At 48.8% G+C, this 15,780-nt stretch carries 14 protein-coding genes; 6 read left to right on the forward strand and 8 right to left on the reverse strand.

Going from position 1 to position 15,780, the window contains the following annotated elements:
- The first annotated feature begins 92 nt into the window (after positions 1-92).
- Positions 93-1,871 carry a putative bifunctional diguanylate cyclase/phosphodiesterase gene (locus tag ACJAYR_RS10330; protein WP_415236531.1) on the forward strand — a complete coding sequence of 593 codons (1,779 nt, stop codon included), beginning with the start codon at positions 93-95 and terminating at the stop codon, positions 1,869-1,871.
- Positions 1,872-1,882: 11 nt separating this feature from the next.
- On the opposite strand, the gene ACJAYR_RS10335 is transcribed toward ACJAYR_RS10330, so the two are convergent.
- Positions 1,883-3,295, reverse strand: coding sequence for an FAD-binding oxidoreductase (locus tag ACJAYR_RS10335; protein WP_415236532.1), 1,413 nt, complete (start codon positions 3,293-3,295; stop codon positions 1,883-1,885).
- Positions 3,296-3,306: 11 nt separating this feature from the next.
- A complete protein-coding gene (locus tag ACJAYR_RS10340) occupies positions 3,307-4,263 on the reverse strand; it encodes an L-threonylcarbamoyladenylate synthase (protein WP_415236533.1) in 957 nt (318 codons plus the stop codon).
- A 129-nt stretch (positions 4,264-4,392) separates the two neighbouring features.
- Here ACJAYR_RS10340 and ACJAYR_RS10345 point away from each other — a divergent pair, with 129 nt between their 5' ends.
- From ACJAYR_RS10345 to ACJAYR_RS10360, 4 genes are all read left to right on the forward strand, one after another.
- Positions 4,393-6,192 (forward strand): acyl-CoA dehydrogenase C-terminal domain-containing protein, encoded by a 1,800-nt coding sequence (locus tag ACJAYR_RS10345; RefSeq protein ID WP_415236534.1) that lies wholly within the window; start codon positions 4,393-4,395, stop codon positions 6,190-6,192.
- Positions 6,193-6,297: 105 nt separating this feature from the next.
- Positions 6,298-7,359, forward strand: coding sequence for an MBL fold metallo-hydrolase (locus ACJAYR_RS10350; protein ID WP_415236535.1), 1,062 nt, complete (start codon positions 6,298-6,300; stop codon positions 7,357-7,359).
- 55 nt (positions 7,360-7,414) lie between these two features.
- On the forward strand, positions 7,415-8,212 hold the full coding sequence (locus ACJAYR_RS10355; protein WP_415236536.1) for an enoyl-CoA hydratase: 798 nt from the start codon (positions 7,415-7,417) through the stop codon (positions 8,210-8,212).
- Positions 8,213-8,249: 37 nt separating this feature from the next.
- Positions 8,250-9,074: an SDR family oxidoreductase gene (locus tag ACJAYR_RS10360; protein ID WP_415236537.1), complete on the forward strand. Its 825-nt coding sequence runs from the start codon at positions 8,250-8,252 to the stop codon at positions 9,072-9,074.
- Here ACJAYR_RS10360 and ACJAYR_RS10365 read toward each other — a convergent pair.
- The 6 genes from ACJAYR_RS10365 to pdxH all read right to left on the reverse strand — a co-directional run bounded on the left by ACJAYR_RS10365 (position 9,067) and on the right by pdxH (position 15,030).
- Positions 9,067-9,603 (reverse strand): isochorismatase family protein, encoded by a 537-nt coding sequence (locus ACJAYR_RS10365; protein ID WP_415236538.1) that lies wholly within the window; start codon positions 9,601-9,603, stop codon positions 9,067-9,069. The two genes, ACJAYR_RS10360 and ACJAYR_RS10365, sit on opposite strands and share 8 nt — an antisense overlap.
- A gap of 4 nt (positions 9,604-9,607) precedes the next feature.
- Positions 9,608-10,819, reverse strand: a complete 1,212-nt coding sequence (hemA, locus tag ACJAYR_RS10370; RefSeq protein ID WP_415236554.1) for a 5-aminolevulinate synthase — start codon at positions 10,817-10,819, stop codon at positions 9,608-9,610.
- A 159-nt stretch (positions 10,820-10,978) separates the two neighbouring features.
- Positions 10,979-11,830, reverse strand: coding sequence for a universal stress protein (locus ACJAYR_RS10375; RefSeq protein ID WP_415236539.1), 852 nt, complete (start codon positions 11,828-11,830; stop codon positions 10,979-10,981).
- A gap of 108 nt (positions 11,831-11,938) precedes the next feature.
- Positions 11,939-13,519, reverse strand: a complete 1,581-nt coding sequence (locus tag ACJAYR_RS10380; RefSeq protein ID WP_415236540.1) for an AAA family ATPase — start codon at positions 13,517-13,519, stop codon at positions 11,939-11,941.
- Positions 13,520-13,521: 2 nt separating this feature from the next.
- Positions 13,522-14,412 (reverse strand): cation diffusion facilitator family transporter, encoded by an 891-nt coding sequence (locus tag ACJAYR_RS10385; RefSeq protein ID WP_415236541.1) that lies wholly within the window; start codon positions 14,410-14,412, stop codon positions 13,522-13,524.
- A gap of 27 nt (positions 14,413-14,439) precedes the next feature.
- The gene (gene pdxH, locus ACJAYR_RS10390; protein ID WP_415236542.1) at positions 14,440-15,030 is read right to left on the reverse strand and encodes a pyridoxamine 5'-phosphate oxidase; all 591 of its coding nucleotides are present in this window, start codon (positions 15,028-15,030) and stop codon (positions 14,440-14,442) included.
- Positions 15,031-15,261: 231 nt separating this feature from the next.
- Here pdxH and ACJAYR_RS10395 point away from each other — a divergent pair, with 231 nt between their 5' ends.
- Positions 15,262-15,741 carry an RT0821/Lpp0805 family surface protein gene (locus ACJAYR_RS10395; protein WP_415236543.1) on the forward strand — a complete coding sequence of 160 codons (480 nt, stop codon included), beginning with the start codon at positions 15,262-15,264 and terminating at the stop codon, positions 15,739-15,741.
- Positions 15,742-15,780 lie beyond the last annotated feature (39 nt).

Genomic DNA, 15,780 nt, shown 5'->3' on the forward strand with positions numbered 1-15,780 from the left:
CAATGTCAGCTGGATTGATAGTAGGATCATCGAGAGGGTGTTAGTAACTTTACCGGTTAAAAACCGGTGTTCAGTGTGTATGGTTAGATAATATGTCTACAATTGACAACCAGACTAAAGGCAGGGACGTGGCGGGCAATCATCAGTCCCCGTCTGAAGACTTGCTGATTTCCCTTTCCAGAATGCAGGAATGTGAAGACACGCGGCAGTTTTGTCGGGTTACGCTTCAAGAGCTATGTCGGGTTTTTCCAGATATTTCCCGCGCTGCCTTTCTACAGATACCCGGTCGCAATAACGATATTGAAGTGAGTGCCGTTGAGGGATCCCAAAGTATTTCTGCTGAGGAAATACTGGCTGATTTTTCTACTGTCATATCAGAGTCTCTGGAAACATCAGACATTGTTGCTCATCAGAACAGACTTGCCATACCGTTTGTACGGGGGCCGGATATACCGGCTGTCATCGTTATTCAGTGTGCTGAAGGCTTCGTATGGTCAAGCGCACAGCGAAAGCTCTTCAAGCAGTTTTCGGAAAATGGGGCTCGTGGGCTGGAAACAACGGCCTTGCTTCAGGAAGCGCGATTACTGGCCTATCATGATGTGCTCACGTCTTTGGGAAATCGCCTGAGTTTTAAAAAAGAAATTCAGGCGGAAATCGCCTTGTTGCAGCATGGTGAAACTGAAAGGTTTGCTGTCGTTCAGTTTGTCCTGGATGACTTGCCTGAGCTGAATATTGCGCTGGGTCATTCGTCCGGGGACGAATTATTGCGCAGTGCGGCTGAACAACTGGACAGGCTTTTTCCTGACGCAATCGCGCTCGCCCGGACATCAGGCGATGGTTTCGGGGTCTGCACACCCATTACCACTAATGAGCAAATCGCTCTATTGCCCGATCTGGTGAACGATCTTTTTGATGTTTATCTGCCGGAAGAACTGAATTTGCCGCATCTTGTTCCGCGCATTGGCATATCACTTTACCCGATGGATGGTGGAACGTCAGATCAGCTTTGGCGAAATACAAACATTGCCTTGGCCAACACTAAAAAGCCCGGTAGTCCGAATTTCTGTTATTATGACAATCATATTGAAACTGAAATTCTGGGGCGTGTAACGTTGAATAATGCGCTGCGGGAGGGAATGACGAGTGGCCAATTGTCGCTTAGCTACCAGCCTCAAATCAATTTAGAGACAGGGGTCCTGACCGGCGTTGAGGCCCTTTTGCGGTGGGAGCGGGAAAAAGGAAAGTTTGTTCCGGCGAATACATTCATTCCCATTGCAGAAGCATCCGGCTTGTTGGGTCCAATCAGCGAGTGGGTTTTAAGAGAAGCCTGCGAACAACGACAGAGATGGTCCGAGCAAGGGGTGCCTGAATTTCCTGTGGCCGTGAATATATCGCTTGCTGAATTTCAAAGTGATGAATTCGTTCCCCTGGTGAAACAGGTCCTGTTCGAAACAGGAATACCGGCAGCCCTTTTGGACATTGAACTGACGGAAAGTGTAATTATGCGGGATCGCGGCCAGACGAAACGCAATATGATCCGTCTAAAGGGGATCGGTGTCCGGCTATCGATTGATGATTTTGGAACAGGATATTCTTCGCTCAGTTATCTTACCCATTTACCTGCGTCTGTTTTGAAAATTGACAAATGCTTTGTGGATGGGGTGGTTGTAAATTCAAAAGATGCCGCCATCGCCAATACCATCATTTCTTTGGGTAAGAATCTTGGGATGGAGGTTTTGGCCGAGGGTGTTGAAAATATTGAGCAGGTTGAGTTTTTGAAGCAGGCTGGCTGCCATCAAGCACAAGGTTATGTGTTTTCTCGGCCCGTCTCTGCGGACCAGATCGTTGAACTGGCCGAGAAAATATTCTAAAGCATCAGCGTTTATTTTCTGTCAGGCAATAATTTTCCGGGGTTCATAATATTCTGCGGGTCCAGCGCATCTTTAATACGGTGCATCAGATCGATCTCTACCTCTGATTTATAAAGAGGGAGATCATTTTTTTTCATACGCCCGATCCCGTGCTCAGCACTCATACTTCCGCGCATTGAATGGGCTATATCGTGGACAGTGCGACTGACAGTCTCCCAATTGTCGAGAAACGCCTGTTTGTCCATTCCTTCCGGTTGCAGCGGATTATAATGAAGATTGCCGTCTCCAATATGACCAAAGGTTACAGGGCGGAAACCTGGAATAATTTTTTGCAACGCGGTGTCTGCCTGCTGAATAAAATCGGCAATCCGGGCGATGGGCACTGAAATATCATGTTTGATGCTACCGCCTTCGGGTTTTTGTGCGCCTGAGATTTCCTCGCGCAGGGACCATAGTTTTTGCTGCTGCGCGTCACTGGCCGGGATGATCGCGTCCAGCACGATTTCTTTTTCAAATCCCTGTTCAAGAATTTCTTCAAGCAAGGTTGATAAATTTTCAGTAACACTCGAGCTCAATTCGACAAGAATATGCCAGTCATATTTTTGCGGCATTGGATCTGAAAAATTAGGTACATTCTTGACCACCAGATCGATAGCGATACGGGGAATAAGTTCAATCGCGGTTACTTGATCGCCGCTTAATTGGCGCGCCAATCCTAAAAAATTGATCGCGGCTTCAACGTCTGGAATAGCGACAAGGGCCACCTGTTGATATTTTGGTTTGGGATATATCTTGACGACAGCGGCCGTGATAATGCCTAGCGTTCCCTCGCCGCCAATAAAAAGCTGCTTGAGGTCGTATCCGGTATTGTTTTTCCGCAAGTTTGTCAATCCATCCCAGATTTCACCATCAGGTAAAACCACTTCCAGGCCAAGCACCTGATCGCGCGTATTACCGTAATGTAAAACCTGAACTCCCCCTGCATTCGTTGAGATATTTCCGCCAATCTGACAACTGCCTTCTGAGCCGATGCGAAGGGGGAACATGAAGCCATGGTCGTCGGCAAGGGTTTGAAGATCTGCAAGAATACAACCTGCATCAATGGTCAGGGTGCCCCCTTTGACGTCCACATCCCGCACGGTGTTCATTCGGCGAAGAGAGAGAATAACCTCGTTACCACTGTCAAACGGGATAGACCCACCCACCAGACTGGTATTCCCTCCTTGCGGGACGATCGGTGTTTCGGTTTGTGCGCAAAGGCGAACAATTGCACTGACTTCGTCGGTGGTTTTGGGAAGGGCAACAAGTCGGGCTTTTCCTGTGTATTTATCCCGCCATTCGCTTAAATAACCCTGCATGTCCTGAGGATCGGTAATAAGGCCCTTGTCGCCGACAATCTCTTTTATCTGTTGTTCGAAAGTCATGTGATTTTTCCTTATGGCCGGGGCGCGGCGGCTCTCTTTAGCCGATCATTGATCGCGACGCCCAATCCAATATTTGGGATTGGTGCGACTGCGATCTGCTTTGCGCCTTGTTCGTCCAGCAAGTGGAATGCTGAAAACAGGTTGGCTGTGGCTTCGCTCAGGTCGCCAGAGACACTTAAATTGATTGTTGATATTTTATCATACTCGCGCCCAAAACCGAGAAACGCTTCATTTTTGTGTTTGTCGGTCGCATTTAAACGCACCGGGCAGGAGGGGGCATAATGGCTTAGCAGCATACCGGGACTTGAGATTTCACTCTCTTCATTGGCTTCTTGCACATTTGGAAAATGCACCTCCAACTGCTCTTTGGTAATGCCGCCGGGCCGAAGCAAGATCACGTTCTCCTCATCAAACCCCACGACGGTGCTTTCAACGCCAATTGTGCAGGTGCCCCCGTCCAAAATCATGGAAACACGATCGCCTAAACCGGTTGCAACATGGGCCGCTTGCGTTGGGCTGATCTGACCTGATGGATTTGCACTTGGCGCCGCCAGCGGCAGGCGGCAGACTTGCAACAGTTGCCGCGCCAGTGGATTGGCTGGAACCCGAATAGCCAATGTTTCAAGACCCGCACTGGCTAGTTTCGATATGGGGCAGTCTTTCCTTCGAGGCAGCACCATGGTGAGGGCGCCGGGCCAGAAAACGCGCCCGAGAATCTCTGCGCGTTCATCAAAGATAACATACTGTTTTGCTGTTTCCATGTCCGGGACGTGGATAATGAGCGGATTGAAGCTGGGCCTGCCTTTTGCTTCGAAAATTTTGGCGACGGCTTTGTCATGCATCGCATCCGCGCCCAGCCCATAGACAGTTTCCGTAGGGAAGGCAACGAGTTCTCCATTATGAAGGAGATCAGATGCCCGTTCTAACGCGGTGCTCGATGGGGGGATAATAGATTTTGAGGCAGACATTGATATTAGGTACCGTATTGAAAAACTCAGATCCAACAGGATCATTGCTACTAAAATACTTTTTTTTAGTGCCGTGACTATGGCATAACTGCTGCAAACACATAAGCAGTAATTTGGAAGGATTATCCCATGGGCGAATATAAAGCACCGATCAAAGACATGCGCTTTGTTCTAAACAATGTTATCGGGCTTGATGAGCTTAGTGAGATTGAAACATTTTCGCATGCTGAGAGTGATGTTGTAGATGCTGTTCTTGAAGAAGCATCCAAACTGGCGACAAATGTACTCTCTCCTTTGAACAAGGCTGGAGACTTGGCAGGAACTTCTGTGAAGGATGGTGTTGTAACATCGCCCGAAGGATGGGCAGAAGCCTACAAGATGTTTGCAGAAGGGGGATGGAACGGTATTTCCAGCCCTGAGGAATTTGAAGGCGGCGCAATGCCTCAGGCTGTGACGCTTGCAACGGTCGAAATGTGGAACGCCGCTAACCTGTCTTTCGCTCTTTGTCCGCTGTTGACACAAGGGGCAATCGAAAGCCTGATTGCCCATGGTTCAGATGAGCAAAAAGAAAAATACCTGAATAAACTTGTTACGGGAGAATGGACCGCAACCATGAACCTGACAGAAAGTCATGCAGGTTCAGATGTTGGCGCTTTGCGGGCAAAAGCGGAACCCGCTGAGGATGGAAGCTGGCGGATTTCCGGGCAAAAAATCTTCATTACGTATGGCGAGCATGAGATGACTGACAATATCATTCATCTTGTTCTGGCAAGAACACCGGGCTCACCCGCTGGAACCCGCGGCATCTCACTATTCATCGTTCCGAAATTCCTAGTGAACGACGATGGTTCTCTGGGTAAGCGGAACGATTTGAAATGTGTTTCACTGGAAGAAAAAATCGGCATCCATGCAAGCCCTACTGCGGTTATGTCTTATGGCGATAATGGTGACTGTGTTGGATATCTGATCGGCGGCGAAAATAAAGGCATGGCATGTATGTTCACCATGATGAACAGCGCGCGCCTTGGCGTGGGAACCCAAGGGCTCGCTATCGCTGAACGGGCGTATCAACAGGCCGTTGAATATGCGCTGGATCGCAAGCAGGGTAAAGCGCCGGGAACAGCCAAGGGAGAAAGCGCCCCAATTGTAAAGCATGCGGATGTACGCCGGATGTTAATGACGATGAAGTCGCAGATTGAAGCAATGCGGTGCCTGATTTACCTGAACGGTGCCAGTCTTGATAAAGCCCATAATCATCCGGATAAGGCAGAGCGGGAACGTCAGCTGGGGCTTGCCGAATTGCTGATACCCCTATCAAAAGGATGGTGCACTGATTTAGGTGTGGAACTTGCGTCTATTGGTGTGCAAATTCACGGCGGCATGGGCTTCATTGAGGAAACGGGGGCTGGTCAACATTATCGGGACGCTCGTATTTTGCCGATCTATGAAGGAACAAATGGTATTCAGGCACTTGATCTGGTTGGGCGTAAATTGGGCCTTCAGGGCGGCGCCCCTGTTCGGAACCTGTTGTCTGATATGGATCGTCTAGCCCATGATATGAACGGAGAGGACGCTGAACTGGCTGAAATCTCTCGTCATCTCGGTGTTGCTGTGACGGCCTTAAGGGAAGCGACTGAATGGATGTATAGCAATGCGTCGAATGATCCGAATGCGGCGCCTGCAGGGGCGACACCTTACTTGCGAATGTTTGCAACAACAGTGGGTGGGTACCTGATGGCTCAGTCCGCTGTGAAAGCAAAAGAGTTGTTGGAGGCGGGCGACGCGGATCAGAAATTCCTGAAAGCGAAAGTCGCGACCGCCCGTTTCTTTGCTGCGCAAATACTACCTCAGGCTGCGGCCCTGTTGGGTCCGGTCACAGAGGGACCAGAGTTGCTTTTTGCAATTGATGAGGAAAACCTGGTTGCCTGATTGGGTTTGACCTTTGGGGAAGGTTCATCATATTTAACTATTGATTGTGGCGGCTTCGGCCGCCACAATTGTTTTTGCGTGAAAACTCGCTACCGGGAAGAATGAATGAAAAAACAACAAGAAATCACATACCCGCTAGGTACCCGCCCAGATGATGGGGAAGTCTTGAAAATCACTGAGGGCGTCTTCTGGGTCCGTATGCCGATACCGTTTAAAGGTTTGGACTATATCAATCTGTATTTATTGGAGGACGACGAAGGCTGGACGATTGTTGATTCTGGTTTTAACTCCAGTAAAATCAAATCTTTATGGGAAGAAATTTTTGACAAGTTCCTTGATGGGAAGCCTGTAACCAGACTGATTTGTACTCATTTCCATCCCGATCACATGGGGCTTGCAGGCTGGATTACCGAGCGATGGAATATCCCATTGACCATGAGCTTTGGTGAATGGACTTTCGGGCGCATGCTGTATCTGGAGGGAGAGGAACAAACTCCGGATTATGTTGTTGAATTCTATCAGCAGATTGGTTTCACAGAACCGATGATGAAGCGCGTAAAAGACCGCGGATTTAATATGTTTAATAAGGCCTTTCATTCCATGCCAATGGGTTTTGTTCGTTTGGATGAAGGGGATGTTCTGTCGATTGGGGGATCGGAGTGGCAAGTTATCGTTGGGACAGGTCACGCACCTGAACATGTTTGCCTGCACAATAAAGAAAAGAATATTTTGATTTCCGGCGATCAGGTTCTTCCGCGTATTACGCCGCATATTGGCGTCTATCCAGCGGAGCCTTTTGCCAACCCGCTTAAAAAATTCCTGGATTCAATTATTAAATTCCGTCATCTGCCGGATGACCTTCTTGTGTTGCCGGCCCATAACGATGTGTTTGTCGGATTGCATAATCAATTGGATTTTTACGAAAGCCATCATCAGGAACGGCTTGACCGCCTTAAAACGGCGTGCCAGTCGCCGAAAACGGCCATTGAAATCCTGCCAGACCTGTTCGACCGTGAATTAGGAGAAAATGATATCGGTCTTGGTATTGCGGAAGGCCTCGCACATTGCCATTATCTGGTTGGTACAAACGAATTCGTTCGAACCGTCGGGCAGGATGGTGTCTGGCGATATGGTGTGCGTAAATTGGCTCGGGATAAAGTCGCCTGAGACCAACGTTAAAAGACAAGAAACTGATAACAACGAATAATAAGAAAGAAGAATTATGTCAGATCATTTGCTGTTTGAAAAAGAAGATGGGATTGCAACTCTAACAATGAACCGCCCGGAAAGCCGGAACGCGTTGTCCATTGAAATGCGTCGTAAGCTGTATGAAGCTGTCGTGGATATCGAAACGGACGAAGACATTCGGTGTGTGGTGATCAAAGGGGCAGGCGATCATTTTATGGCAGGCGGGGACGTCATTTCTTTTGGGGAGATTGCCAAAAAAGAAGCAGATGCCCGGCGCAAGGAATTTGAGGCCCGTATTCACGGACTTCACCCTACCATGGTTACCATGCGCCGTATGCGCAAACCGATCATTGGCAGCGTACAGGGGGCCGCGGCCGGCTTTGGCCTTTCGCTGGCCATGGCATGTGACCTTGTAGTTGCAGCGGATAATGCCTTTTTTACCTTGGCCTATATTAATATTGCGACAACGCCTGATGGCTCTGGAACCTATTCGTTACCGAGAATGGTCGGTCTTAAGAAGGCAATGGAAATTGCAATGCTTGGTGACCGGTTTGATGCAGAAGAAGCCTATAGGCTCGGACTGGTGAATAAGGTGGTCCCTGCCGCCGATATTGAAATGGAAACCAATCAACTGGCGCGGCGCCTTGCAAATGGCCCGACCGTCGCAATTGGCCGAACCAAACAGATGTTGCACGCGTCATTAAATAACAGCCTTGAAGAACAGTTGAATTCAGAGGCCGAGAATTTTGCGGCTTGTAGTGCGACGGAGGATTGGGTCGAAGGAGTGACTGCCTTTGGCCAAAAGCGAAAGCCTGAATTCAAGGGAAAATGATTGAAATCTGAAGCTGCAAACTAGAAAGGGATGCGGTATGGCGACGTTAAAAGGGAAAACACTGTTTATCACAGGAGCGAGCCGGGGGATCGGATTGGCGATTGCGAAGCGTGCAGCGGCTGACGGGGCAAATATTGTTGTCGCCGCGAAAACAGCTGAACCACATCCCAAGCTGAAGGGCACTATCTACACAGCAGCTGAAGAAATTGAGGCTGCTGGTGGAACCGCATTGCCACTGATTGTTGATGTCCGTGAAGAAGACGTTGTTGAGAAAGCAATGGAAAAAGCGGCGCTGACATTTGGCGGAATTGACATTCTTGTGAATAACGCATCGGCTATTAGTTTGACCGGTACCCTTCAGACACCGATGAAACGTTACGATCTTATGCACCAGATCAATGTGCGCGGAACGTTTTTGTGTTCGCAAAAAGCAATTCCATACTTGAAAGAAGCGGACAATCCGCAGGTGTTGAATTTGTCGCCTCCGCTAAATTTTGAGGCGCGCTGGTTTAAACCGCATGTCGCCTATAGCATGGCAAAATATGGGATGAGCCTGTGTGTTCTTGGTATGGCGGAAGAGTTCAGAAAAGCCGGGATTGCTTTTAATGGACTTTGGCCGCGTACGGCGATTGACACCGCTGCCATGGATATGATCGGTGGCGGTCAGATTAGCCGTAATTGCCGGAAACCGGAAATTATGTCTGATGCAGCACATGTTGTTCTGACGAGAGACTCGAAAGAATTCACCGGGAACTTCTATGTTGATGACGAAGTTCTGGCAAGTGTTGGCGTGACTGATCTTTCAAAATATCGATACAATGGTGTGAAGGAAGAAGAGCTGTTGCCAGATTTCTTTATTTGATCAACGGGTGAATATCTTTGAATGATGGATGTTCCGCTGTTTGAAGCCATTCAAAGATCACCATTTCGCCGGTAACGATTTCTGCGCCGCTCTTTGCCATTCTGGTAAGGGCGGCGTCTTTGTTTTGGGATGTGCGCGATGCAATCCCATCAGACACAACAAAGACGCTTTTTCCCAGCTCGCACAGTCCCAAAACAGTCTGGAGAACACAAACATGGGCTTCTGCGCCGACAACAATCAGATGATCTTTATTTCCAAGGGCCGTTTGAAAGCCATCGGCCTGGCAACTGTTAAACGTCATTTTGGGAACGAGCAGGCTTGATGGTCCCGGAGAAAGGGCGCTTGTTGTACCACAGAGCTTATCCGGGTTCTGTTCCGTCATGACTACTGGTATCGAGAGTTGCTGGGCAGCTTTGAGCAAGGTCGTGGCTATGGACACAGCTTCAGACCCACCTTGAAGGGCCGGCAAAAGGCGCTCTTGAAAATCAATGATAAGCAATAGCGATCGTGTGGGATCGATAAGCGGCATTTTTTTACGCGGCCTGTTTCAGTCCCAGTCGACCCCAGACTTCTGTCAGTGCACTCACGAGGGCACTCATCATGGTATCATCGTGAAGCGGGGAAGGGGTAATTCTCAGCCGTTCTTCACCGCGCGGAACGGTCGGAAAATTAATTGGCTGAATATAAATACCGTAATCTTCCAGCAAGATATCACTGGCTTCTTTACAAAGAGCCGCATCATATACCATCACGGGAACGATATGGGTTTGCGTGTTCATGACAGGCAGTCCGGCTTCCGCAAGCAAACGTTTAAGGGTTGCTGCGCGTTCCTGATGAGCCGTCCGTTCCGCTTCGCTTTCTTTAAGGTGGCGAATGCTGGCCAAGGCACCAGCGGCGATCACGGGCGGCAGGGTTGTCGTAAAAATAAAGCCCGCAGCATATGAGCGAATGGCATCAACAATATTGGCTGACCCAGTAATAAATCCGCCAACAACACCAAAGGCCTTGCCCATTGTGCCTTCCATAATATCGATGCGATCCATAAGCCCTTCGCGTTCAGCAATTCCGCCGCCACGTTGTCCGTACAGGCCCACGGCATGCACTTCGTCCAAGTAGGTCATGGCATTATACTTGTCGGCAAGGTCACAAATTTTTGCCATGGGAGAGATATCACCATCCATCGAATAAACGGATTCAAATGCGATAATCTTTGGACGATTTGGATCGATACTTTTGAGTTTTTCTTCCAGATCTGCAACATCATTATGTTTGAAGATCATTTTTTCGCATCCGGAATGACGAACGCCGTCTATCATCGACGCATGATTAAGCTCATCAGACAAAATGATTGCACCCGGCATTAGTTTGCCCAGCGTGCTGATGGTCGCGTCGTTTGAGACAAAGCCGGATGTGAACACCAGCGCGGCTTCTTTATTGTGAAGGTCCGCAAGTTCTTTTTCCAGCTCACAGACCATGTGTGTATTACCAGAAATGTTGCGTGTGCCGCCTGCGCCTGCGCCGTATTTCTCGACAGCCTCTTTCATTGCAGCAATCACTTTTGGGTTTTGGCCCATGCCCAGATAATCATTTGAGCACCAGATTGTAACTTCTTGCTCACCGGTTTCTGTATGACGTGTCGCCCGTGGGAAATCACCAGCGTGGCGTCCGAGTTCGGTAAAAACCCTATAGCGGTTTTCATCCTTTAGGTTTTGAATGGCTTGCTCGAACACTTTGTCATAGTTCACGGTCATGCCTTCAACTTCCTCTTTAGCTACAGGTTATATTCTTATTAGAGTTTAATCATAAATATTTTATAAAAGTTGAATACGAATATAACGCTTCCTTGGCAAGAGACAAATGGTCGCATTCTATTCGTAAACGGCGGCTAATCAGGCTTAACCTTCCTAATGCGCCATAAGAACAGGGAGTTTACATTTCTCTAGAATTTCACCTGTAACGGCACCAAAAAACAGGCGCCGTAACCGACTGCGCGTATATGCGCCCATCACAAGAAAGTCAGCGCCGCACTTCTCTGCCTGCGACATCAGAAGATCCGCTGTTGTTCGCCCGCTGCTTCCCCGGATTTCGCAGGCACTGGCGGCTATCCCGTGGCGTTCCAGGTACCGGACAGCTTCTTCTGAATGCAATTCATCATCGAGATCATCGACGGCACAAATCAGTGTAACTTTATCAGCATCTTTCAGGATCGGTAATGCATGGGTAATTGCCCGGCTTGATTCGGCGGAACCATTCCAGATAACGGCAACATTTTTGCCAAACTCCTTGGTAATAGGAGAATCAACGACCAACACGGGCCGGCCGGTTTCCAATAATGCGGCATTAATAACCATCTCATTGCTGGTATTTTCTTCGTTAGCATTTTTGCAGACAACAATCAGGTCACACAGTCTGCCGTAATTCAGCAGGACATCTTCACGGTTGCCCTGACGCTCCACAAAACTGACTTTTCCGTTTAGCGCTTTATCTAGTTTTTCGGTTTTTTTGTTGAACAAGTCGAGGGCGGTTTGCCGTCTTGCCCGGCTGTCTTTTTCCGCCATATCGATAACACTTTCGATCATCGCCGAGGTCATGCCCTCTCCGACAAAGGCCGCGGCGGAGCGAGGGTCAAGTCGAACGTGAAGGGCGTCAACATAGGCCTTCAATCGACTTGCAACAGTTAGGGCGCTGTCGAGCGCCGTAGTGTCGCAGGTATGGTCAGAACCAACGAGCGGAACCAAAACTGTTTTCACGGACATTGTCTACCTCACTTTGTTATCGTGCTTAAATAATATAGCGTAAGTAAGGGGTTAGAACCAAGTTATTTGACGGAAGAGGCTTTTGTCATACGGATTGAGGCGCTGTTTTTATGGTAATGCTTCTCTGGCGAGAACGGTTGTTTTTTCTATACTACCGTTTCCGTCAATTATCGACCAGCTATTCGGGATTTCATGTTGGGCGGCCAATTGTTTATCCAGAATATCAACTGTCGCATCCGAGGCGTCCCGTGTTCGTTTGTTGATGCGGTCTTTCATATTGTCTTTATTGACGCTGAGCCATAACCCGTGAAAAGGGACGTTTAGGGAGGCAGCAAGCTCTTTGAATTGCTGCTGATCGGTTGGGCGGTCCAAAACAGCGTCGACAATCACGCTATGGCCTGCTTGTAATATCGCACGAGCATTCCGTGCCATAAGAGAATAAGTTTTTTCGGACATTTGCGGCGTGTAAGCCCATTGTGGCATCGGTGAATAGTCATCCCAATCAATTAACTGTCGCCTTAGAACATCGCTTCGCAATCGAATGGCGCCAGGGGCAGTCGTTCCGATTTCCGGGGCAAGCCGTTCTGCGAGGGTTGATTTTCCGCTTCCGGAATAGCCGCCAATGGCAATCAGGCTTGGGCGATCCGATCGCTGATAGGCGCAGGCCGCCTCAAACAGGCTTTTCGTTTGCTCTGATAGCACGGCCTTTTGATCAGGTTGCGCAGCCTGTCGGTAACGGTTGCCCGCGACATGTGTTCGAATGCCGGCCCGCATGGACATAAAAAAGGGAAGGGCTTGGAGAGCTTCAAGGGGTGTCACGCTGGTCGTCCATCCGATTTTCCCCAAGTAACGGTTGAAAATACGATTGGCAGGCATTTTCTGGTCACGATACCAAAGATCCATAATCAGAAACGCAACATCATAAAGGACATCGCTTATGACAAAGTCGTCTTGATATTCAATAGCATCAAAGAGCAACGGCTGATCATTTAGCACACAGATATTCTGAAGGTGTAAGTCACCATGTCCTGCCCGTATCCATCCGTCTTGTTGGCGTTTTTGAAATAAGGGAGAAAGCCTGTCTGCGTCATTTATAAGATTTTCACGGAAATCATCAACGGCATCTTGTGAGAGAAGTTCAGGGCAAAAGTGATCCAGTTGGTGAAAATTTTGTTCAATGACAGTCGCGAAAGTCGGAATTTTGGCGGAATCATCAATGATTTCCGCTTTTAAATGAAAGCTGGCAAGCGTATCGGAGAGCTTGTCCTGTATCACCACAGGAAAATTACCTGTCTGAACCCGTTCATCCAGTCGGGAACCTTTGGGGAAACGCTGCATTTTTACGGCATATTCGACGATTTCCTGGCTTGGGGTCAGCGAAAATTCTTCGTTCGATCTGTATAGAGCAATTACGCCGTGATAAAGCCCCCGAGCACCGTTCTGATTTATTGCTACTTCCTTGTCACAAAAATACTTTCTCTGAGACAATGTACTGTAATTCATATGATCAAAATGGACCGCTTTTTTGATCTTTAATGCAACCGTCGGACCAAGCAATACGGTGGCACCGTGAGTTTCGATTACCTCCACCGGATCAGTGGCTGCAGCTCTTGGGTCCCAGCTATTGGGGTGCGCTATCAAGAAAGCAATCAGCTTCTGTTGAACTTCTAGCTGTTCTAAAAGCTCCATGATTATGGGGTCGCAGCAGGGTAGGGGTCCTGATGAATAATCGCTTCTGCATCCGGATACAGTTTCAAAACTTCCATTTCAACCGTTTCAGAGATTTCATGGGCTTCTTGCAGGTTAAGAGAGGCCGGCAGGTCAATATGCATTTGAATAAAGACTTTTTGGCCTGAACGGCGTGTTCTGAGTTCGTGAACGCCCATGACGCTTTTTTGTGTGAGCACAAGATCAATGATTTGTTGACGATCTTCTTCGGGAAGTTCTTCGTCCATCAGATCTGCGAAGGACATGCGAATAATGCTCCAGGCGTTGTAACTTATGTATATCGCAATGCCGATAGCGAAAACACCATCTGCCATGATCCACCCTAACTGCGCACTTAAGATGATGGCCAATATCACACTAGCATTGACCAGAAGGTCACCGGCATAATGAAGATAGTCCGCTGAAATCGCGACCGATTTGGTCTGACGGATAACAAAGCGCTGGAAAACAACCAAAAACAGCGTGAGCACGATTGATGCAATCATGACGCCGATACCGACCCAACCCGCCTGAATGGGTTGCGGGTGAACGAGTCGTTCAGCAGCCTGCAATAACAGGAAAATCGCCGACCCAACAATAAAGGCAGACTGGAATAGCCCGGCGAGCGCTTCTGCTTTTCCGTGACCAAATCGGTGTTCATCATCCGCAGGCGTCAGGGCATGGCGAACGGCAAGAAGGTTGACGATAGACGCGCCCAGATCAAGAACAGAATCAACCAAGGTCGACAGGATCGATACAGAATCTGTTGCAATATACGCCCATGATTTCACCGCAATCAGACTGATCGCGACGAATACCGCTGCATAGGTAGCAAAGCGCATTAAAGAGCTGTTTTTTTCAGCCTGACTGGTCATGGAAACACTTTTCTTTGCGGAGTATAATCAAGGGTATAAGACGGCTTTTCCCCAGCCATCCGGTCCTTTGGAATATTGGCGACGTTCATGAAGGCGGAAGGGTTTATCCCGCCAAAATTCAATCTCTTGTGGTATGACGCGAAAACCCGACCAATAAGACGGACGTGGGACTTCGCCAACTGCATATTTCGCGGCATATTTGGCAACCGCGGCCTCCAGCGAGAAACGCCCATCCATAGGCCTCGATTGTTGACTGGCCCAGGCGCCAATTCGACTGTCCCTGGCCCGGCTGGCAAAATAGGCGTCTGCCTCTGCGTCTGATACTGGCTCGACGGTGCCCCGGACCCGGATTGCGCGTCGCAGGCTTTTCCAGTGAAAACATAGGGCCGCTTTCGGGGTTTTCAGAAGTTCCTCTCCCTTGCGGCTTTCGAAGTTTGTGTAGAACACAAAGCCCTGTTCAGTGACGTCTTTCAGTAAAACCATTCGAACCGAAGGAAAGCCATCTGTGCCGACGGTAGCAAGAGACATCGCGTTTGCATCATTTGGCTCGCTTGCTTCGGCTTCTTTCAGCCAGTCATTAAATTCTGCAATTAAATCAGACAGGTTAGTGACGCTCATGGTTTTACTCGCAGTTAAGTAGATTGGTCAGTTCCGGTTTTGGGCAGGAACGTTATCTCGTTGTCCGGTAATTTAGTCAAGCGGAGGCAATCTGTCGACCTGTTGTCTTATTCGCGCCATAAATATGTGGGAGGAAGGTATGAAAATTGGTGATTCTGTTTGAATGCGCACCATATAATTTTTTAAGATGCGTTAAGCAGACGGTATTGACTAAGACAGGAAGGATTAAATATGGCAATAGGCAAAACTTTATCCGTTTTTGCATTGGCGAGTATGCTGGCTCTGACAGGCTGCGCTGCGCAAAGGGAAAATCCCAAGCAAACCGGTGGCGCCATTATTGGCGGTGTTGGAGGGGCATTGCTCGGATCGTTATTTGGAGGTGGCTCTGGCCGGTTGGCGGCGGTAGCTGTCGGTACACTGGTTGGTGCGATGATTGGCCAGGAATTTGGCAAATCGTTGGATGCTGCGGATCGGGCAGCCATTGACCGCGCTGAACAAAGGGCAACCGCAGCGCCATTGAATAAAACGATCACCTGGAATAATCCGGAAAGCGGTAATCGCGGCACCATTACGCCAGTCCGGGATGGACAGGATACCAAGGGCCGTTATTGCAGAGAATTTCGTCAAACCATCGAAGTTGGAGGCAAGTTGGAAGAAGGCTATGGAACGGCCTGTCGGCAGCCAGATGGTAGCTGGCAGATCATGACCTAATTTTCAAAGGTGAATTTCACTTCAATAGGTCTGTCTTTT

Origin of the sequence: Sneathiella sp. (assembly GCF_047631475.1) — a bacterium.
Taxonomy (GTDB): Bacteria; Pseudomonadota; Alphaproteobacteria; order Sneathiellales; family Sneathiellaceae; genus Sneathiella.